Origin of the sequence: Citrobacter sp. ANG330, assembly GCF_047467925.1 — a bacterium.
GTDB classification, from domain to species: Bacteria; Pseudomonadota; Gammaproteobacteria; order Enterobacterales; family Enterobacteriaceae; genus Citrobacter_A; species Citrobacter_A amalonaticus_G.
Genome location: NZ_JASJUI010000001.1, coordinates 874,569 through 893,822, shown reverse-complemented (window position 1 = coordinate 893,822; position 19,254 = coordinate 874,569). Strand labels below are relative to the sequence as shown.

General features: G+C 54.6%; 20 protein-coding genes. 17 read left to right on the top strand and 3 right to left on the bottom strand.

Going from position 1 to position 19,254, the window contains the following annotated elements:
- The first annotated feature begins 168 nt into the window (after positions 1-168).
- Entirely contained in the window at positions 169-1,347 is a 1,179-nt protein-coding gene (locus QNN88_RS04445) for an MFS transporter (protein ID WP_414239126.1), read from the top strand.
- Here the strand turns inward: QNN88_RS04445 and flk are convergent.
- Positions 1,344-2,345 (bottom strand): flagella biosynthesis regulator Flk, encoded by a 1,002-nt coding sequence (flk, locus tag QNN88_RS04440; RefSeq protein WP_414239350.1) that lies wholly within the window; start codon positions 2,343-2,345, stop codon positions 1,344-1,346. The genes QNN88_RS04445 and flk overlap by 4 nt on opposite strands.
- Before the next feature lie 103 nt (positions 2,346-2,448).
- On the opposite strand from flk, the gene pdxB reads away from it, so the two are divergent.
- The 16 genes from pdxB to QNN88_RS04360 all read left to right on the top strand — a co-directional run bounded on the left by pdxB (position 2,449) and on the right by QNN88_RS04360 (position 17,757).
- Positions 2,449-3,585 carry a 4-phosphoerythronate dehydrogenase PdxB gene (pdxB, locus tag QNN88_RS04435; RefSeq protein WP_414239125.1) on the top strand — a complete coding sequence of 379 codons (1,137 nt, stop codon included), beginning with the start codon at positions 2,449-2,451 and terminating at the stop codon, positions 3,583-3,585.
- Between the two features lie 66 nt (positions 3,586-3,651).
- Positions 3,652-4,665: an aspartate-semialdehyde dehydrogenase gene (locus QNN88_RS04430; RefSeq protein ID WP_414239124.1), complete on the top strand. Its 1,014-nt coding sequence runs from the start codon at positions 3,652-3,654 to the stop codon at positions 4,663-4,665.
- Positions 4,665-5,477 (top strand): tRNA pseudouridine(38-40) synthase TruA, encoded by an 813-nt coding sequence (gene truA, locus QNN88_RS04425; RefSeq protein WP_192477677.1) that lies wholly within the window; start codon positions 4,665-4,667, stop codon positions 5,475-5,477. Before QNN88_RS04430 ends, truA begins: the two co-directional genes overlap by 1 nt.
- Positions 5,478-5,501: 24 nt before the next feature.
- Complete coding sequence (locus QNN88_RS04420) at positions 5,502-6,161, top strand: DedA family protein (protein ID WP_102601249.1); 660 nt, start codon at positions 5,502-5,504, stop codon at positions 6,159-6,161.
- Positions 6,162-6,314: 153 nt separating this feature from the next.
- Complete coding sequence (gene accD / locus QNN88_RS04415) at positions 6,315-7,229, top strand: acetyl-CoA carboxylase, carboxyltransferase subunit beta (RefSeq protein ID WP_042317761.1); 915 nt, start codon at positions 6,315-6,317, stop codon at positions 7,227-7,229.
- A gap of 69 nt (positions 7,230-7,298) precedes the next feature.
- Positions 7,299-8,567: a bifunctional tetrahydrofolate synthase/dihydrofolate synthase gene (gene folC / locus QNN88_RS04410; RefSeq protein WP_414239123.1), complete on the top strand. Its 1,269-nt coding sequence runs from the start codon at positions 7,299-7,301 to the stop codon at positions 8,565-8,567.
- Positions 8,557-9,234: a cell division protein DedD gene (gene dedD, locus QNN88_RS04405; protein WP_414239122.1), complete on the top strand. Its 678-nt coding sequence runs from the start codon at positions 8,557-8,559 to the stop codon at positions 9,232-9,234. Before folC ends, dedD begins: the two co-directional genes overlap by 11 nt.
- A gap of 245 nt (positions 9,235-9,479) precedes the next feature.
- On the top strand, positions 9,480-9,968 hold the full coding sequence (cvpA, locus tag QNN88_RS04400) for a colicin V production protein (protein ID WP_414239121.1): 489 nt from the start codon (positions 9,480-9,482) through the stop codon (positions 9,966-9,968).
- A 33-nt stretch (positions 9,969-10,001) separates the two neighbouring features.
- Complete coding sequence (gene purF, locus QNN88_RS04395) at positions 10,002-11,519, top strand: amidophosphoribosyltransferase (protein WP_414239120.1); 1,518 nt, start codon at positions 10,002-10,004, stop codon at positions 11,517-11,519.
- Between the two features lie 93 nt (positions 11,520-11,612).
- A complete protein-coding gene (locus QNN88_RS04390) occupies positions 11,613-12,182 on the top strand; it encodes a UbiX family flavin prenyltransferase (RefSeq protein ID WP_414239119.1) in 570 nt (189 codons plus the stop codon).
- Positions 12,183-12,470: 288 nt separating this feature from the next.
- Positions 12,471-13,253: a lysine/arginine/ornithine ABC transporter substrate-binding protein ArgT gene (gene argT, locus QNN88_RS04385; protein WP_414239118.1), complete on the top strand. Its 783-nt coding sequence runs from the start codon at positions 12,471-12,473 to the stop codon at positions 13,251-13,253.
- Between the two features lie 248 nt (positions 13,254-13,501).
- The gene (gene hisJ / locus QNN88_RS04380) at positions 13,502-14,284 is read left to right on the top strand and encodes a histidine ABC transporter substrate-binding protein HisJ (RefSeq protein ID WP_046483076.1); all 783 of its coding nucleotides are present in this window, start codon (positions 13,502-13,504) and stop codon (positions 14,282-14,284) included.
- 190 nt (positions 14,285-14,474) lie between these two features.
- Positions 14,475-15,161 carry a histidine ABC transporter permease HisQ gene (locus QNN88_RS04375; protein ID WP_414239117.1) on the top strand — a complete coding sequence of 229 codons (687 nt, stop codon included), beginning with the start codon at positions 14,475-14,477 and terminating at the stop codon, positions 15,159-15,161.
- Positions 15,158-15,865 carry a histidine ABC transporter permease HisM gene (hisM, locus tag QNN88_RS04370; RefSeq protein ID WP_414239116.1) on the top strand — a complete coding sequence of 236 codons (708 nt, stop codon included), beginning with the start codon at positions 15,158-15,160 and terminating at the stop codon, positions 15,863-15,865. Before QNN88_RS04375 ends, hisM begins: the two co-directional genes overlap by 4 nt.
- A 13-nt stretch (positions 15,866-15,878) precedes the next feature.
- A complete protein-coding gene (gene hisP / locus QNN88_RS04365) occupies positions 15,879-16,652 on the top strand; it encodes a histidine ABC transporter ATP-binding protein HisP (protein WP_414239115.1) in 774 nt (257 codons plus the stop codon).
- A gap of 205 nt (positions 16,653-16,857) precedes the next feature.
- Entirely contained in the window at positions 16,858-17,757 is a 900-nt protein-coding gene (locus tag QNN88_RS04360) for an Rpn family recombination-promoting nuclease/putative transposase (protein WP_414239114.1), read from the top strand.
- Positions 17,758-17,786: 29 nt separating this feature from the next.
- On the opposite strand, the gene QNN88_RS04355 is transcribed toward QNN88_RS04360, so the two are convergent.
- Positions 17,787-18,290, bottom strand: a complete 504-nt coding sequence (locus QNN88_RS04355) for a GNAT family N-acetyltransferase (protein WP_414239113.1) — start codon at positions 18,288-18,290, stop codon at positions 17,787-17,789.
- A gap of 69 nt (positions 18,291-18,359) precedes the next feature.
- Positions 18,360-19,253, bottom strand: a complete 894-nt coding sequence (locus QNN88_RS04350; protein ID WP_414239112.1) for a TIGR01777 family oxidoreductase — start codon at positions 19,251-19,253, stop codon at positions 18,360-18,362.
- Position 19,254 lies beyond the last annotated feature (1 nt).

Sequence of the window (19,254 nt, the reverse complement as noted above, 5' to 3'; positions counted from 1 at the left end):
CACGGTTTGCGGTTGACAATGCTAGCCACTCACAGGCAGACTTCAGGCCCATCATTATCTTCCGGATAATGCGTAAGCGTTTGACGTTATCCAACGCACCTTAATCCTGACGGTCAGGTGGAGGGGGCGTGGCATTTCCTCGCCTTACTCTGCATTCTGGAGTAACGCATGACAGCAGTAACCCATAAAGAAAAAACCTCTGCAGCGAACACATCGCTTTTTCGTATCGCATTTGCGGTCTTTTTGACCTACATGACGGTCGGCCTGCCGCTACCTGTCATTCCTCTTTTTGTTCACCATGAACTGGGCTATGGCAATACGATGGTCGGTATCGCCGTGGGGATTCAGTTTCTGGCCACCGTCCTGACGCGCGGTTATGCCGGGCGACTCGCCGATCAGTACGGCGCCAAGCGTTCTGCTCTGCAGGGAATGTTTGCCTGCGCGCTGGCGGGCGGCGCGTGGTTACTGGCGGCACTCTTACCTGTTTCTGTACCGATCAAGTTCGCGTTATTAATCGTCGGACGGTTGATCCTCGGCTTTGGTGAAAGCCAGTTACTGACCGGAACCCTGACCTGGGGACTGGGTCTGGTGGGGCCGGCACGTTCCGGCAAGGTGATGTCGTGGAACGGGATGGCGATTTACGGCGCGCTGGCGGCAGGCGCGCCGCTGGGGCTGTTGATCCACAGCCATTTTGGCTTTGCGGGTCTTGCGGGTACGACAATGGTGTTACCGCTGCTGGCATGGGCGTTTAACGGAACGGTGCGTAAAGTGCCGGCTCATGCGGGGGAACGTCCCTCGCTGTGGAGCGTCGTGGGGCTTATCTGGAAGCCGGGTCTGGGCCTCGCGCTGCAAGGCGTGGGATTTGCCGTGATCGGCACCTTTATCTCTCTCTATTTTGCCAGCCACGGTTGGGCTATGGCCGGCTTTACGCTGACCGCGTTTGGCGGAGCCTTTGTGATCATGCGCGTACTGTTTGGCTGGATGCCGGACCGCTTTGGTGGGGTCAGGGTGGCTATCGCTTCTCTGCTGATCGAGACCATTGGGCTGGTCTTGCTCTGGCTGGCGCCGACGGCGTGGTTTGCGCTGCTTGGCGCAGCATTAACCGGGGCGGGGTGTTCACTGATCTTCCCGGCGCTGGGCGTTGAAGTGGTGAAACGCGTACCGTCACAGGTTCGTGGGACAGCGCTGGGGGGCTATGCTGCCTTTCAGGATATCTCTTACGCGGTCACTGGCCCGCTGGCGGGGTTGCTTGCCACGTCCTGTGGCTATCCATCCGTGTTTCTTGCCGGTGCGATTTCAGCGGTGCTGGGGATGGTGGTGACGTTACTGTCGTTTCGCCGGCGCTAGATGACCAGCCAGAAAATCAGTAACGCGACCAGCAGGGCGATAAACAGCAGTCCGGGACGCGCGCTAAACGATCGCAGCGTTTCGATAACCGGCGTAAACGGACTGTAAATCGGCTGAATATGGCGCGGATCGTTTAATTCCCGATCGCGCTCGACGCGCTTCAGGAAGATCTGATTCAGGAGATCCTGCATTTGCGCATTGGTCAGCACCGTCTGCGGTTGAATTTGCCAGGTCTGCTGGGCGTAATCCTTCAGGTTGATCAGTTCATCGGCTTCCAGCGGTTGCTTGAGCGCCACCTGTAGCGATTGCAGGGTAGGGGCGTGTTGCAGACTCAGGGTTTGACGCGCCTGCAGCCAGGTCGCCAGATGGGTGAAATGTTTTGCCGGGATCAGTTCACCGCTTTTCACACCAGAAAGTTCCAGCATCGATTGCCAGATCAGCTTGCTGGATTCCCCCGTTGCGGCGGCCAGTTTGGTCACCAGTTGATTTAACGTATTGTGTTCGGCTGGCAGTAGTGGGCGATCGGTCGCCGGGCGCTGCTGCGGCTGCGGGATCGACAACTGTCCCTGCTGCAAAAGCGTCAGCACATTCTTAAGCTGTTCCGGTTTGAGTTGGCTGAGCGCCGTTTGTCCGTACTGCTGACGAATAAAATCGCTGACCGCCTGGCGGTTATTTCCCTGATTCAGTAATTCTGTCAACTGTGAAAGCACCTGGCGATTGGCATGATTTTGCTGGGCCACGCCGAGACGCTGGCTGAGGTTTTGTTCCGCCGCAGGGAAATGACGCGACAGCAGCGGAGTATCGCTTTTTACGCCGAGATCGTGCTTCATACCGGCCCACACTTCCGCACTTTGCTGTTGCGTCAGTGAAATCAGGCGCGTTATCAGGCGTTCCAGTACGGTCCGCTGTTGCGTGGAGAGCGGTTGTTCGCCCGCCGTGGAAACCGCAGGTTGCCCTTCACCGGGAGGGCGCGCGGGAGTACCGGAAATGGGTTGCATCATCACTTATCCTTAAACCATCAATCTTAGCAAAGTATGCCTGGCGGCCAGATTATGGCACACTTGCCCGGTTAACTCTCGTTCTCAAACAGGTACGACAGACGTGAAAATTCTCGTTGATGAAAATATGCCTTATGCCCGCGAATTATTTAGTCGTCTGGGTGAAGTCAAAGCGGTTCCCGGACGTCCCATCCCTGTCGCTGAGCTGGATGATGCCGATGCGTTAATGGTGCGTTCGGTCACCAAAGTGAACGCGTCGCTGCTGGAGGGGAAAGCCATCAAGTTTGTGGGTACAGCAACCGCAGGCACTGACCACGTTGACGATGCCTGGCTTAAGCAGGCGGGGATTGGATTTTCAGCGGCGCCCGGCTGTAATGCCATTGCGGTGGTGGAATATGTTTTCTCGGCGCTACTGATGCTGGCAGAACGTGACGGATTCGCGTTACGCGACCGTACCGTCGGGATTGTCGGCGTGGGTAACGTCGGTGGACGCCTGCAGGCGCGACTGGAAGCGCTGGGGATCCGCACGCTGTTATGCGATCCACCCCGTGCGGATCGCGGGGATGAGGGCGATTTCCGTTCGCTTGATGCGCTGGTACAAGAAGCCGATATCCTGACTTTCCACACGCCGCTGTTTAAAGAAGGGCCTTACAAAACGCTGCATCTGGCCGATGACGCGCTGATTAGCCGCCTGAAACCGGGCTCTATTCTGATTAATGCCTGTCGTGGCGCCGTGGTGGATAACGCCGCGTTGCTGGCGCGTCTTAATGCCGGACAGGATCTGAGTGTGGTTCTGGATGTCTGGGAAGGCGAGCCGGACCTGAATGTCGATCTGTTGAACACGATCGATATTGGCACGGCGCACATTGCGGGCTACACGCTGGAAGGCAAAGCGCGCGGCACCACACAGGTCTTTGAAGCATATAGCGCATTTATCGGTCATGAGCAGCATGTCGCGCTGGATACCCTGCTGCCGGCCCCGGAATTTGGCCGCATTACGCTGCATGGCCCGTTGGATCAGCCGACGCTGAAAAGACTGGTGCATTTGGTGTATGATGTGCGCCGCGACGATGCGCCGCTGCGCAACGTTGCCGGAATACCGGGTGAATTTGATAAACTGCGCAAAAATTACCTCGAGCGTCGTGAATGGTCTTCACTGTATGTGATGTGCGACGACGCGGATGCGGCGGCGTTACTGTGTAAACTGGGTTTTAACGCGGTTCATCACCCGACACGTTAATGTCTTCTTAATGCCCCCTGACGAATAATCGCCAGGGAGGCTTATGCTTTTCTGGAGTAAACCACCATGTCTGAAGGCTGGAATATTGCCGTCCTCGGCGCGACGGGCGCCGTTGGCGAAGCGTTGTTTGAAACCCTGGCTGAACGTCAGTTCCCGGTTGGGGAAATTTTTGCGCTGGCACGTAATGAAAGTGCGGGCGAACATCTGCGCTTTGGTGGTAAATCAGTGATTGTGCAGGATGCGGCCGAATTTGACTGGACGCAGGCGCAACTGGCTTTTTTTGTTGCTGGCGTTGAAGCCACGGCGGCCTGGGTTGAAGAGGCGACAAACGCGGGCTGTCTGGTCATTGATTCCAGCGGTCTGTTCGCGCTTGAACCCGACGTTCCGCTGGTGGTGCCGGAAGTGAATCCGTTCGTGCTGGCGGACTATCGCAATCGTAACGTGATCGCCGTGCCGAACAGCCTGACCAGCCAACTGCTGGCCGCGCTGAAACCGCTTATCGATCAGGGGGGGCTTTCTCGCATCACCGTAACCAGTCTACTTTCGGCATCCGCTCAGGGTAAAAAAGCGGTCGATGCGCTGGCCGGACAGAGCGCGAAACTGCTGAATGGGATCCCCATCGATGAAGATGATTTCTTTGGTCGCCAGCTGGCGTTCAACATGTTGCCGCTGTTACCGGATCGAGAAGGCAGCGTGCGTGAAGAACGCCGGATCGTCGATGAAGTACGCAAAATCATGCAAGATGACGGGTTGTTGATCTCGGCAAACTGCGTACAGTCACCGGTGTTTTACGGTCACGCGCAGATGGTGGCATTTGAAGCGCTGCGTCCGCTGGCGGCCGAAGAGGCGCGCGATGCCTTTTCCCGCGGCGAAGACATTGTGCTGTCAGAAGAAAGCGATTTCCCGACTCAGGTTGGCGACGCTTCAGGCAGCGCGCATCTGTCTGTAGGCTGCGTGCGTAACGATTACGGCATGCCGGAACAGGTTCAGTTCTGGTCCGTGGCGGATAACGTCCGCTTTGGCGGCGCGCTGATGGCGGTGAAAATTGCGGAAAAACTGGTGCAGGAGTACCTGTACTGATGTCTGACCAGCAACAACCGCCGGTGTATAAAATTGCGCTGGGCATCGAGTATGACGGTAGCAAATATTATGGCTGGCAGCGTCAGAATGAAGTCCGCAGTGTGCAGGAAAAGCTGGAAAAGGCGCTTTCTCAGGTCGCCAATGAGCCGATTAACGTCTTTTGCGCCGGACGCACCGATGCCGGTGTGCACGGCACCGGACAGGTTGTGCATTTTGAAACCACCGCGCTGCGTAAAGATGCGGCATGGACATTGGGTGTAAATGCGAATTTGCCTGGTGACATTGCGGTGCGATGGGTGAAAGCTGTACCGGAAGATTTTCACGCGCGATTCAGTGCCACGGCTCGCCGATATCGTTACATCATCTACAATCATCGGTTACGTCCGGCGGTGTTAGGCAAAGGTGTGACGCATTATTACGAGCCGCTGGACGCCGAACGCATGCATCGTGCGGCGCAGTGTCTGATTGGCGAGAATGACTTTACGTCGTTTCGCGCCGTCCAGTGTCAGTCCCGCACGCCGTGGCGCAACGTGATGCATATTACGGTGTCGCGCCATGGGGCGTATGTGGTGGTCGATATCAAAGCGAATGCCTTTGTACATCATATGGTCAGGAACATTGTTGGCAGCCTGATGGAAGTAGGCGCCCACAACCAGCCGGAGAGCTGGATAGCAGAGCTGTTAGCGGCAAAGGACAGAACGCTTGCGGCGGCAACGGCGAAGGCCGAAGGACTGTATCTGGTTGCGGTGGACTACCCTGACCGGTTTGACCTTCCAAAACCGCCTATGGGCCCGCTCTTTCTGGCGGACTAATTCGAGTCGTATAAAGGCGCAACTATGGACCTGATTTACTTTCTCATCGATTTTATCCTGCACATTGATGTGCACCTGGCGGAACTGGTCGCAGAGTACGGCGTCTGGGTTTACGCAATTTTGTTCCTGATTTTGTTCTGTGAAACCGGACTGGTGGTCACGCCGTTTCTGCCGGGGGACTCCCTGCTGTTTGTGGCGGGGGCGCTGGCGTCGCTTGGCACAAACGATCTTAATGTGCACCTGATGGTGGTGTTGATGCTGATTGCCGCGATTGTCGGCGACGCGGTGAACTACACGATTGGTCGACTGTTCGGCGAGAAGTTATTCAGTAACCCGGACTCAAAGATTTTCCGCCGCAGCTATCTGGACAAAACACACCAGTTTTACGAAAAACACGGTGGAAAAACCATCATTCTCGCCCGTTTTGTGCCGATCGTCAGAACCTTTGCGCCGTTTGTGGCGGGAATGGGACATATGTCGTATCGTCATTTTGCGGCGTATAACGTGATAGGCGCGCTGCTGTGGGTTCTGCTCTTTACCTATGCCGGTTACTTCTTCGGCACCATTCCGATGATTCAGAACAACCTTAAGTTGCTGATAGTGGGGATTATTGTGGTATCGATCCTGCCGGGCGTGGTGGAAATCATTCGCCATAAACGCGCTGCGTCACGTGTAACAAAATAGAAACTAACTCGGCGGTTCGACCACTTTTTTATCCAAAGTTTCGGGCTGTTATGTTTTAATGTGCAACATTCATGGTCTGTTGGGGGCAAAAATGGCATTATGCGCCCCCACGGCAAAACTGGAACACACCAGGTTCAGGCAGAAAGGTTATCAATGAGCTGGATTGAACGAATTAAAAGCAACATTACTCCCACCCGCAAGGCAAGCATTCCTGAAGGGGTGTGGACTAAGTGCGATAGCTGCGGTCAGGTTTTATACCGTGCTGAGCTGGAACGTAATCTTGAGGTCTGTCCGAAGTGTGACCATCACATGCGTATGTCGGCGCGTAACCGCCTGCATAGCCTGTTAGATGAAGGAACGCTGGTGGAGCTGGGGAGCGAACTTGAGCCGAAAGACGTGCTGAAGTTCCGTGACTCCAAGAAATATAAAGACCGTCTGGCGTCCGCGCAAAAGGAAACCGGCGAAAAAGATGCGCTGGTGGTGATGAAAGGTACGCTTCACGGCATGCCGGTTGTGGCAGCGGCATTTGAGTTTGCTTTCATGGGCGGCTCAATGGGGTCTGTGGTCGGCGCACGTTTTGTGCGTGCCGTTGAGCAGGCGCTGGAAGATAACTGCCCGCTGGTGTGCTTTTCCGCCTCCGGCGGCGCGCGTATGCAGGAAGCGCTGATGTCGCTGATGCAGATGGCGAAAACCTCTGCGGCGCTGGCAAAAATGCAGGAGCGCGGTCTGCCGTACATCTCCGTGCTGACCGACCCAACGATGGGCGGTGTCTCAGCAAGCTTCGCAATGCTCGGCGATCTCAACATTGCTGAACCGAAAGCGCTGATCGGCTTTGCGGGTCCGCGCGTAATTGAGCAAACCGTACGTGAGAAACTGCCGCCGGGATTCCAGCGCAGTGAGTTTCTGATCGAAAAGGGCGCGATTGATATGATTGTCCGCCGTCCGGAGATGCGCCTGAAACTGGCGAGCATTCTGGCGAAGCTGATGAATCTGCCGGCGCCAAATCCGGATACCCCGCGTGAAGGCGTGGTGGTGCCGCCGGTGCCGGATCAGGAACCCGAGGCCTGATAACTGAAAAGGGCAGGGCCACAGGCGCTGCCCTTTTGCTTTTCTCAACGTAACGATTTTACGGGCATCATGAATAACAAACGTATTCCTAAAGCCACGTCGCCCCTGGCCTCGTGGCTTTCTTATCTGGAAAACCTCCACGCGAAAACGATCGATCTGGGCCTTGAGCGCGTAAGCCAGGTGGCTGCGCGACTGGGCGTTCTGAAACCTGCGCCCGTGGTGTTCACCGTCGCCGGAACCAATGGCAAAGGCACCACCTGCCGGACGCTGGAAGCAGTGCTGACGGCGGCCGGGTATAACGTCGGGGTTTACAGCTCGCCGCATCTGGTGCGCTATACCGAGCGTGTGCGCGTGAAGGGCAATGAACTGCCGGAAGCGGTGCACACTGAATCCTTTGCCGAGATCGAAGCGGCGCGTGGGGATATCTCGCTGACCTACTTTGAATACGGAACCCTGTCCGCGCTGTGGCTGTTTAAGCAGGCGCAACTGGATGTGGTGATTCTGGAAGTCGGGTTGGGTGGACGACTGGACGCGACAAACATCGTCGATGCCGATGTTGCTGTGATCACCAGTATTGCGCTGGATCATACCGACTGGCTGGGGCCGGATCGCGAAAGCATTGGCCGCGAAAAGGCCGGTATCTTCCGTGCGGAAAAGCCGGCAATCGTCGGTGAACCGGAAATGCCTTATACCATTGCGGATGTCGCGCAGGAAAAAGGCGCGCTGTTACAGCGTCGCGGTGTGGACTGGCAGTTTACGGTAACGGAGACGGGCTGGTCCTTTAGCGATCGTCACGGCACATTGACCGATTTACCGCTGCCACAGGTTCCGCAACCTAATGCGGCAACCGCACTGGCGGCATTGCGCGCCAGTGGTCTGAACATCAGTGAGCAGGCGATCCGCGACGGTATCGCCCGGGCGATTTTGCCGGGACGTTTCCAGATTGTGAGCGAGTCGCCGCGCGTGATCCTTGATGTGGCGCATAATCCCCATGCGGCGGAATATCTGACCGGGCGGCTGAAAATGTTGCCGAAAAAGGGGCGTGTTCTTGCCGTTATCGGTATGCTACATGATAAGGATATTGCGGGAACGTTGGCCTGGTTGAAAAGCGTGGTCGACGACTGGTATTGTGCACCGCTGGAAGGCCCACGGGGCGCGACGGCAGAACAACTGCTGGAACATCTTGGTAACGGCAGTGTCTATGACAGTGTCGCGCTGGCATGGCAGGCTGCTCTGGCAGACGCGAGACCGGAAGATACCGTACTGGTGTGTGGATCATTTCACACGGTAGCACATGTCATGGAAGTGATGGACGCGGGGAGAATCGGTGGCGAGTAAGTTTCAGAATCGTTTAGTCGGCACGATTGTGCTGGTCGCGCTGGGAGTGATTGTGCTGCCCGGGCTGCTCGACGGGCAGAAAAAACATTATCAGGATGAATTTGCGGCGATCCCGCTGGTGCCGAAACCGGGCGATCGCGATGAACCGGATATGATGCCAGCGGCTACACAGGCATTACCGACCCAGCCGCCGGAAGGGGCGGCGGAAGAGGTGCGGGCAGGTGATGCGGCGGCACCGTCGCTGGATCCATCACGCTATGCCTCAGCGAATAATCCTGAGATTGAGACGACGCCAGCGCCGGTAGAACAACCCAAACCGAAACCGGTTGAAAAACCGAAGCCGCAACCGAAGCCACAGCCGCCTGTAGAGGCAACGCCTGCTCCTGCGCCAAAACCGGCGGTGGAAGAGAAACCGGCGCCGACGGGTAAAGCCTACGTTGTGCAGCTCGGTGCACTGAAAAATGCCGACAAGGTCAATGAGATCGTAGGTAAGCTTCGTAGTGCGGGGTTCCGGGTATATACTTCACCGTCAACGCCAGTACAGGGTAAAATAACCCGTATTCTCGTGGGGCCGGATGCCTCACGCGACAAGCTGAAAGGCTCGCTCGGCGAGCTGCAGCAAATCTCCGGATTAAGCGGAGTGGTGATGGGGTACAGCCCGAACTAAGTGAGGGTTGCCTGATGATGACGCTGGCGTCTTATCGGGCCTGGCACCGAGTTGTTTGTAGGCCGGATAAGGTGTTTGTACCGCGTCCGGCAATGCCCGAAGAGGCATAAAACCGTATGGCGTTGAAGTTTTTTTCAGCGCCATTTTTATTTACGCGCGGGAAGGAAATCCCTACGCAAACGTTTTCTTTTTCTGTTAGAATGCGCCCCGAACAGGACGACAGGGCGTAAAATCGTGGGACACATATGGTCTGGATTGATTACGCCATTATCGCGGTGATTGGTTTTTCCTGTCTGGTTAGCCTGATCCGTGGCTTTGTTCGTGAAGCGTTATCGTTGGTGACATGGGGTTGTGCTTTCTTTGTCGCCAGCCATTACTACACTTACCTGTCTGTCTGGTTTTCGGGCTTTGAAGACGAACTGGTTCGAAACGGGATTGCCATCGCGGTGCTGTTTATCGCGACGCTTATTGTCGGCGCCATTGTGAACTACGTGGTAGGGCAACTGGTCGAGAAAACCGGTCTGTCAGGTACTGACCGGGTTCTGGGTGTCTGTTTCGGGGCTCTGCGCGGCGTGTTGATTGTGGCTGCCATTCTGTTCTTTCTCGACACCTTTACCGATCTGTCGAAAAGTGAAGACTGGAGTAAGTCAGTGTTGATCCCAGAGTTCAGTTTCATCATCAGATGGTTCTTTGACTATCTGCAAAGCTCGTCAAGTTTCTTGCCCAGAGCATAAGCGTTGGGTTGTAGCTTAACGAGGAAAAGACGTATGTGCGGTATTGTCGGTATCGCCGGTGTTATGCCGGTTAACCAGTCGATTTATGACGCCTTAACAGTGCTTCAGCACCGTGGTCAGGATGCCGCTGGCATCATCACTATCGATGCAAACAACTGCTTCCGTTTACGTAAAGCAAACGGTCTGGTGAGCGATGTATTTGAAGCACGCCACATGCAGCGTATGCAGGGCAACATGGGCATCGGTCATGTGCGTTACCCAACGGCTGGCAGCTCCAGCGCCTCAGAAGCTCAACCTTTCTACGTCAATTCCCCGTATGGCATCACGCTTGCCCACAATGGCAACCTGACCAATGCCCACGAACTGCGTAAAAAGCTGTTTGAAGAGAAGCGCCGCCACATCAATACCACCTCAGATTCTGAGATTCTGCTCAATATCTTCGCCAGCGAACTGGATAACTTCCGCCACTATCCCCTGGAAGCAGACAATATTTTTGCCGCGATTGCCGCGACCAACCGCCAGATTCGCGGCGCGTATGCCTGCGTGGCGATGATTATCGGTCACGGGATGGTGGCCTTTCGCGATCCGAACGGTATTCGTCCGCTGGTGCTGGGTAAACGTGATATCGGCGACGGTCGTACCGAATATATGGTGGCGTCTGAAAGCGTCGCGCTGGATACTCTGGGCTTTGAATTCCTGCGTGACGTTGCGTCGGGCGAAGCGGTTTATATCACGGAGAAAGGGCAACTGTTCACCCGTCAGTGTGCCGAAAACCCGGTCAGTAATCCGTGCCTGTTCGAGTATGTTTACTTCGCGCGTCCGGATTCCTTCATCGACAAGATTTCCGTCTACAGCGCCCGTGTGAATATGGGGACCAGGCTTGGCGAAAAAATTGCTCGCGAGTGGGAAGATCTGGATATCGATGTGGTCATTCCGATTCCGGAAACCTCCTGCGATATCGCGCTGGAAATTGCCCGTATCCTCGGTAAGCCGTACCGTCAGGGGTTTGTGAAAAACCGCTACGTCGGTCGTACGTTTATCATGCCCGGCCAGCAGCTGCGCCGTAAGTCCGTTCGTCGTAAACTGAATGCCAACCGCGCAGAGTTCCGCGATAAGAACGTTCTGCTGGTGGATGATTCCATTGTACGCGGCACCACCTCAGAGCAGATTATTGAGATGGCACGTGAGGCCGGGGCGAAAAAAGTCTATCTCGCTTCTGCGGCACCGGAGATTCGCTTCCCCAACGTGTACGGTATCGATATGCCGACGGCCAATGAATTGATTGCGCATGGTCGCGAAGTCGATGAGATTCGCCAGATCATCGGCGCAGATGGTCTTATCTTCCAGGATCTTGACGATCTGATTGAGGCTGTGCGTGCTGAGAACCCGGATATTCAGCAGTTTGAATGTTCCGTGTTTAACGGCGTATATGTCACAAAGGATGTCGATCAGCAGTATCTCGATTTCCTCGATTCCCTGCGTAACGACGACGCCAAAGCGGTTCAGTTGCAAAACGAAGTCGAAAACCTTGAGATGCATAACGAAGGGTAATCCTGACCTGTCCGGGGGCCTATCCCGCCCCCGCTTGCAACTCCTCACAAAATCCTGCAAAGTCAGCCCAGAAGTCAGCCAGGGCGATAAATCATGAAACGACTCATTGTAGGGATTAGTGGTGCCAGCGGCGCCATTTATGGCGTACGTCTGCTCCAGGTGTTGCGCGATGTACCGGATGTTGAAACGCATCTCATCATGAGCCAGGCCGCCCGCCAGACGCTGTCGCTGGAGACCGATTTCTCGCTGCGCGATGTTCAGTCGCTCGCCAGCGTCATACACGATGCGCGTGACATTGCCGCCAGTATCTCTTCTGGCTCGTTTCAGACTGCCGGCATGGTGATACTTCCGTGCTCCATCAAAACCCTTTCCGGTATCGTGCACAGCTACACTGATGGCCTGTTAACCCGTGCTGCCGATGTGGTATTGAAAGAGCGCCGCCCGCTGGTGCTGTGCGTTCGGGAAACGCCGCTCCATCTGGGGCATTTGCGCTTAATGACCCAGGCGGCGGAAATTGGCGCGGTCATTATGCCGCCGGTTCCGGCGTTTTATCATCGTCCTCAGACACTGGATGATGTGATAAATCAGACAGTTAATCGCGTCCTCGATCAGTTTGATATCGCCCTCCCGCAGGATCTTTTTACCCGTTGGCAGGGAGCATAATATTGCCCCGTCGGCGGGCCTTTTTGCATCAATTGCCCTGTTTCAGGGCAATTTTGTAACCGCGATCATATCCTCAACATTTAATTCGCTAAATCCATCTGAAACGCTGCGGTTCATCCGTCAGACCTGCTATCTTCAACATCAGGACAATATTGCAACGTTTTATTAACATATTTAACGTCGAATATCCCGAGCGGCGCGAAAATGGCATAAGACCTGCATGAAAAAGCCTGCAAACACACAACACAACGTAAAACATAATAAAGTCATTCCACTTGAGGGGTATGTATGAAGAAGTCAATTCTCGCTCTGTCATTGCTGATCGGTCTTTCCGCTGCGGCATCCAGCTATGCAGCGCTGCCGCAAACGGTGCGCATTGGGACGGATACAACCTACGCACCGTTCTCGTCAAAAGATGCCAAAGGCGACTTCGTCGGCTTTGATATCGATCTGGGTAATGAGATGTGTAAGCGTATGCAGGTCAAATGTACCTGGGTCGCCAGTGATTTTGATGCGCTGATCCCGTCGCTCAAAGCAAAGAAAATTGATGCCATTATCTCTTCGCTCTCGATTACCGATAAGCGTCAGCAGGAAATCGCCTTCTCCGACAAGCTGTACGCGGCGGATTCACGTCTGATCGCGGCGAAAGGCTCGCCGATTCAACCAACACTCGATGGGCTGAAAGGTAAGCATGTTGGCGTGCTGCAGGGCTCTACCCAGGAAGCGTATGCCAATGACACCTGGCGTAGCAAAGGCGTGGATGTGGTGGCCTATGCCAATCAGGATCTGATTTATTCCGATTTAACTGCCGGTCGTCTTGATGCGGCATTGCAGGACGAAGTTGCCGCCAGCGAAGGCTTCCTTAAACAGCCTGCGGGCAAAGACTATGCCTTTGCCGGTCCTTCCGTAAAAGATAAGAAGTACTTTGGCGACGGGACAGGGGTTGGCTTACGCAAAGACGATGCCGAACTGAAAGCCGCTTTTGATAAAGCGCTGGCCGATCTGCGCAAAGATGGCACCTACGACAAGATGGCGAAAAAGTACTTCGACTTTAACGTCTACGGCGACTGAGATCTTTAAAACGGGGGAGTTGTGTGCACCGACCGGGTTAACCAATGCGGTGCAACACGGGAAAAATGCACCGTAGCTGTGCATTGATTGCGGACAAATAAGGCAGAAGTGCATAGTTACGCGCTTTTCATGCAAAATAAACCGGGCGACAGGGTAGAATGTTTTGCCTTGTCGACCCGATTAGTGGCACGATAACTGCACCTGGTCCTGTAAAATCCCCTATAAAAGACAGTCTGTTGAGGATAGTTATGAAAAAACTGGTGTTATCTCTTTCTCTGGTTCTCGCTTTCTCCAGTGCTACCGCCGCTTTTGCTGCTATTCCGCAAAAAGTTCGTATTGGTACTGATCCAACCTACGCCCCGTTCGAATCGAAAAATGCGCAGGGTGAATTGGTAGGTTTTGATATCGATCTGGCAAAAGAGCTATGTAAGCGTATCAATACACAATGTACCTTCGTTGAGAACCCGCTGGATGCGCTGATCCCTTCGTTAAAAGCGAAGAAAATCGACGCGATCATGTCCTCGCTTTCTATTACCGAAAAGCGCCAGCAGGAAATCGCGTTTACCGACAAGCTTTATGCAGCCGACTCGCGTCTGGTGGTAGCCAATGCGTCTGACATTCAGCCGACCGTTGAGTCGCTGAAAGGCAAGCGCGTCGGTGTATTGCAGGGCACCACCCAGGAGACGTTTGGTAACGAACACTGGGCGCCGAAAGGCATTGAGATCGTTTCGTATCAGGGTCAGGACAATATTTACTCTGACCTGACGGCCGGGCGTATCGATGCGGCATTCCAGGATGAAGTGGCGGCAAGCGAAGGATTCCTGAAGCAACCCGTTGGCAAAGATTACAAATTCGGCGGCCCGTCTGTGAAAGACGAGAAATTGTTCGGAGTAGGAACCGGTATGGGGTTGCGCAAAGAGGATAACGAACTGCGCGAAGCCCTGAACAAAGCGTTTGCAGAAATGCGCGCTGACGGCACTTACGAGAAGCTGGCGAAAAAGTACTTTGATTTTGATGTTTACGGCGGCTAATTACCGCGGGTGCAGATAAAGCCCAGGACGTGATGATGTATCGGTTTTATGCCGGATGACGGCTTCGCCTTATCCGGCATACGACAATATTCTTGTAGGCCGGATAAGCGCAGCGCCATCCGGCATCAAGGAAATGTGTCATCACGTCAAAAGAGGCTTCTAACTCACCACTTACGACAGGACAGGCAGCATGTTGTACGGGTTTTCAGGTGTTATTTTACAGGGCGCTATTGTCACGCTGGAACTGGCTCTCAGTTCCGTGGTGCTGGCCGTTCTGATCGGCCTCGTCGGAGCGGGAGCGAAGCTGTCGCAAAACCGGGTGACGGGGCTTATTTTCGAAGGTTATACCACTCTCATTCGCGGGGTGCCGGATCTGGTGCTGATGCTGCTGATTTTTTATGGTCTGCAGATTGCGCTCAATGCGGTGACCGATGCGCTGGGCATCAGTCAGATCGATATTGACCCGATGGTTGCCGGTATCATCACGCTCGGTTTTATCTACGGGGCTTATTTTACGGAAACCTTTCGTGGCGCTTTTATGGCGGTTCCGACAGGACATATTGAAGCCGCTACCGCTTTCGGTTTTACCTCTTCACAAATTTTCCGCCGCATTATGTTCCCGGCGATGATGCGCTACGCGCTGCCGGGGATTGGTAACAACTGGCAGGTGATCCTCAAATCGACGGCGCTTGTTTCGCTGCTCGGGCTGGAAGATGTGGTCAAAGCCACGCAACTGGCCGGGAAAAGCACCTGGGAGCCATTCTATTTTGCGATCGTCTGCGGGCTTATCTATCTGGTGTTCACGACCGTTTCCAATGGTGTGCTGCTGTTCCTTGAGCGCCGCTACTCCGTCGGTGTGAAGAGGGCTGACCTGTGATTGAGATTATTCAGGAGTACTGGAAATCCCTGTTGTGGACGGACGGCTACCGCTATACGGGCGTGGCAATCACGCTGTGGCTGCTGATCTCCTCCGTGGTAATGGGCGGCATTCTGGCCGTGATTCTGGCGATTGGTCGTGTCTCCAGCAACAAATTCATCCAGTTCCCCATCTGGTTGTTTACGTATATTTTCCGCGGCACGCCGCTCTACGTTCAGCTATTGGTCTTTTATTCAGGGATGTACACGCTGGAGATTGTTAAAGGTACCGATTTTCTTAACGCCTTTTTCCGTAGCGGCTTGAACTGTACGGTGCTGGCGCTAACGTTAAATACCTGCGCGTATACCACGGAGATTTTCGCCGGGGCCATCCGCTCGGTTCCGCACGGTGAGATTGAGGCTGCGCGTGCGTATGGCTTCTCTTCGTTCAAAATGTATCGTTGCATTATTCTGCCTTCGGCGCTACGTATCGCGTTACCCGCGTACAGCAACGAGGTCATTTTGATGCTGCACTCCACGGCGCTGGCCTTTACCGCCACGGTTCCGGATCTGCTGAAAATTGCCCGTGATATCAACTCGGCGACCTATCAGCCCTTTACCGCTTTCGGTATTGCCGCGGTGCTGTACTTAATCATATCGTATGTCCTGATAAGCCTGTTCCGCCGTGCGGAAAGACGCTGGTTGCAGCATGTTTCCTCTAAATAATTCGAGTAACACGATGCCTGAGAATAAATTAAACGTTATCGATTTGCACAAACGCTACGGCGAACACGAAGTGCTGAAAGGGGTTTCACTGCAGGCCAACGCCGGAGATGTGATCAGCATTATTGGCTCATCCGGCTCCGGGAAAAGTACATTTTTGCGCTGCATAAATTTCCTCGAAAAACCGAGCGAAGGGTCGATTGTGGTCAACGGCCAGAACATCAATCTGGTACGGGATAAAGACGGTCAACTGAAGGTAGCGGATAAAAATCAGCTTCGCTTACTGCGTACGCGCCTGACGATGGTGTTTCAACACTTTAACTTGTGGAGCCACATGACGGTGCTGGAAAACGTCATGGAAGCGCCGATTCAGGTGTTGGGCCTGAGCAAACAGGAGGCACGCGAGCGGGCGATCAAATACCTGGCTAAAGTCGGCATTGATGAGCGCGCTCAGGGGAAATACCCGGTGCATCTGTCTGGTGGTCAGCAGCAGCGTGTGTCGATTGCGCGCGCCCTGGCGATGGAACCGGAGGTGTTGCTCTTTGATGAACCGACCTCGGCGCTGGATCCTGAGCTGGTAGGCGAGGTGCTGCGTATCATGCAACAACTGGCTGAAGAGGGAAAAACCATGGTGGTGGTGACGCATGAAATGGGGTTCGCCCGCCATGTCTCCAGCCACGTTATTTTCCTGCATCAGGGGAAAATCGAAGAAGAGGGCAACCCGGAGCAACTCTTCGGTAACCCACAAAGCCCGCGTCTGCAGCAGTTCCTGAAAGGATCGCTGAAGTAACGGGTTCAGGCGTATCGTTAAGGTAAGCCGGGAAAGGCAACAGCCTCCCGGCTTTTTTGCGAGTAACTTTCCGCAAGCACTGAAAATATTGCAGACCAGCGTATTTACCCTGGAATCATCACCGCAAAGCGCAACGTCTGTTGGTGTCGCAGACGATCAAAGCGCATAACGTCATGTCATCGGCTCACAGGGATGACGGTACGGCATGACAACAGCTAAGGTTACAGTGCGTGATGCGGTGTTTAAAACGTTCATGTGCCACCCGGACACTGCCAGAGATTTCCTGGAATTCCATCTGCCAGCTTCATTACGACAACTTTGCGATCTGGACTCGCTGAAACTCGAGTCAGGCAGCTTTATCGAAGAGAATCTCCGGGCGTATTATTCCGATGTGCTTTGGTCGTTAAAGACGGCGGAAGGAGAGGGCTTTATCTATGTGGTGATTGAACATCAAAGTTCACCCGATGCTCATATGGCATTCCGACTGATGCGCTATGCCATGGGGGCCATGCAACGTCATCTCGATGCCGGACATAAAAAACTGCCATTGGTGGTTCCGATGCTATTTTATCACGGCGCGGTGACGCCCTATCCCTTCTCGTTGTGTTGGCTGGACGAGTTCGCCGATCCCTTCACGGCAAGACAGCTCTATACCGCCGCCTTTCCTCTGGTTGATATCACGGTTGTGGCGGATGATGAAATTATGCAGCATCGACGGATAGCGCTCCTGGAGTTGATGCAAAAGCATATCCGCAAGCGTGATTTAATGGGCTTGATGGAGCAATTAGTTGCCCTGCTGGTTAAGGGTTACGCTAATGACAGCCAGTTGAAAACGCTGTTTAATTATATGATACAAACCGGTGACGCCGCGCATTTTAGTGAGTTTCTTGCCGAGGTTGCCCAGCGTTCACCCCACCACAAGGAGAGACTAATGACTATCGCCGACAGATTGCGTCAGCAGGGGTTAGATCAGGGTATTCAACAGGGCAAACGCGATGAAGCACAGCGGATTGCACGTATGATGCTGGCGGACGGTATTGATGCCCACACCGTTGCCAGGATAACCGGTCTTTCCGTTGATGAGCTTACCGCTATCCGCGCCTGAGACTTTCTCACGTCGACGGGCTGCTCGCCTCACACACTCTCCAGACGGTATCCCCAGTCATCATAGAGGATACCGTTGACCTCAAACGCTTTCTCCAGTACCTGCGTACGCACAAATCCCAGCTTTTCCAGCAGACGGACGGAACCCCGGTTCTCGGCCAACACCCAGGCGTTAATGGCTTTCACGCCGGCATCCCGGAAAGCATAGTCGCAGACGGCGCGAACGGCTTCGCTGGCAATACCTCGCCCCTGGGCTGCGGGGAGCACGCAATAGCCGATATCCGCTTCCTGCGGAAAATGATGGCTAATTTGTAAACCAATATCGCCCAGCGGCGTAGCATCGTTATGCTGGCGGATCACGAAGGTGTGTTTTGAGGTAAGACGACGCGCAAACAGCAGGCGCGTTTCGCGTTCGGGGCAGAGGTTGCCCATAAATCGCATGATCTCTGGATTTTGACGAAGCGCGAGGAAAAAAGGCCAGTCGGTGGGTTGAAACGGGGAAAGCGTCAGTCGTTCGGTTGTGAGTCGTGCCATAAAATCGCCATTCCGGGAGCCAGTGAGACTACCTTACCACCGGAATGGCGGGGGTGAACAGGGAAGACGTTAGCGAACGACATCCGCCAGCGCTTCTTCCAGGTCATACCAACGGAAAGGAAATCCGGCGGCTTCCAGCCGTTTTGGCAAGGCGCGCTGCCCACCCAGCACCAGCACCGATGATTCCCCCATCAGCAGGCGAATCACGGTTGCGGGTACGCGAAGAATAGCTGGCCGTTGCAGGGCATGTCCCAGCGCATGAGCAAACTGTTCATTGCGTACCGGATAGGGCGAGACCATGTTGAACGGTCCGCGCAGGTCGTTATCCAGCAGCCAGAGAATCGCATTGACCATATCATCAATGTGGATCCAGGCCAGATACTGGCGGCCATTACCGCCAGGGCCGCCAAGACCCAGACGAAACGGCGGGATCATTTTGCCGAGGATGCCGCCCTTTGGTGCCAGTACTACACCGGTACGCAGCAGGCAAACCCGCGTTTTGTCGCTTTGCGCCTCGCAGGCAATTTGCTCCCAGCGTGCGCAAAGTTTATGCGTAAATTCGTTATGCGGCGGCTCTTCCTCGGTGACGACCACTTCGCCCAGATCGCCGTAATAACCGGTCGCAGAACCTGAAATAAAGACCGATGGCGGCGTTTCACCGGCGTTAATCAGATCCGCCAGTTTCTGGGTGATGCGCCAGCGACTCTGACAAAGGCGATCTTTTTGCTCTGTCGTCCAGCGCTTGTCTGCGATGGGTTCACCGGCCAGGTTAATCACCGCATCAATACCGTCGAGGTTGTGCTTATCTTCCAGTGTGCTCCACACGGTGATCCGGTTATTGAATTTTTTCCGGGCATCATCGGGGCGGCGAGTCAGTACAGTCACCTCATGACCCAGTTCCTGCAGGCGCGGAACCAGGTGCCCTCCGATAAGGCCAGTCCCTCCGGTTACCAGTATCTTCATG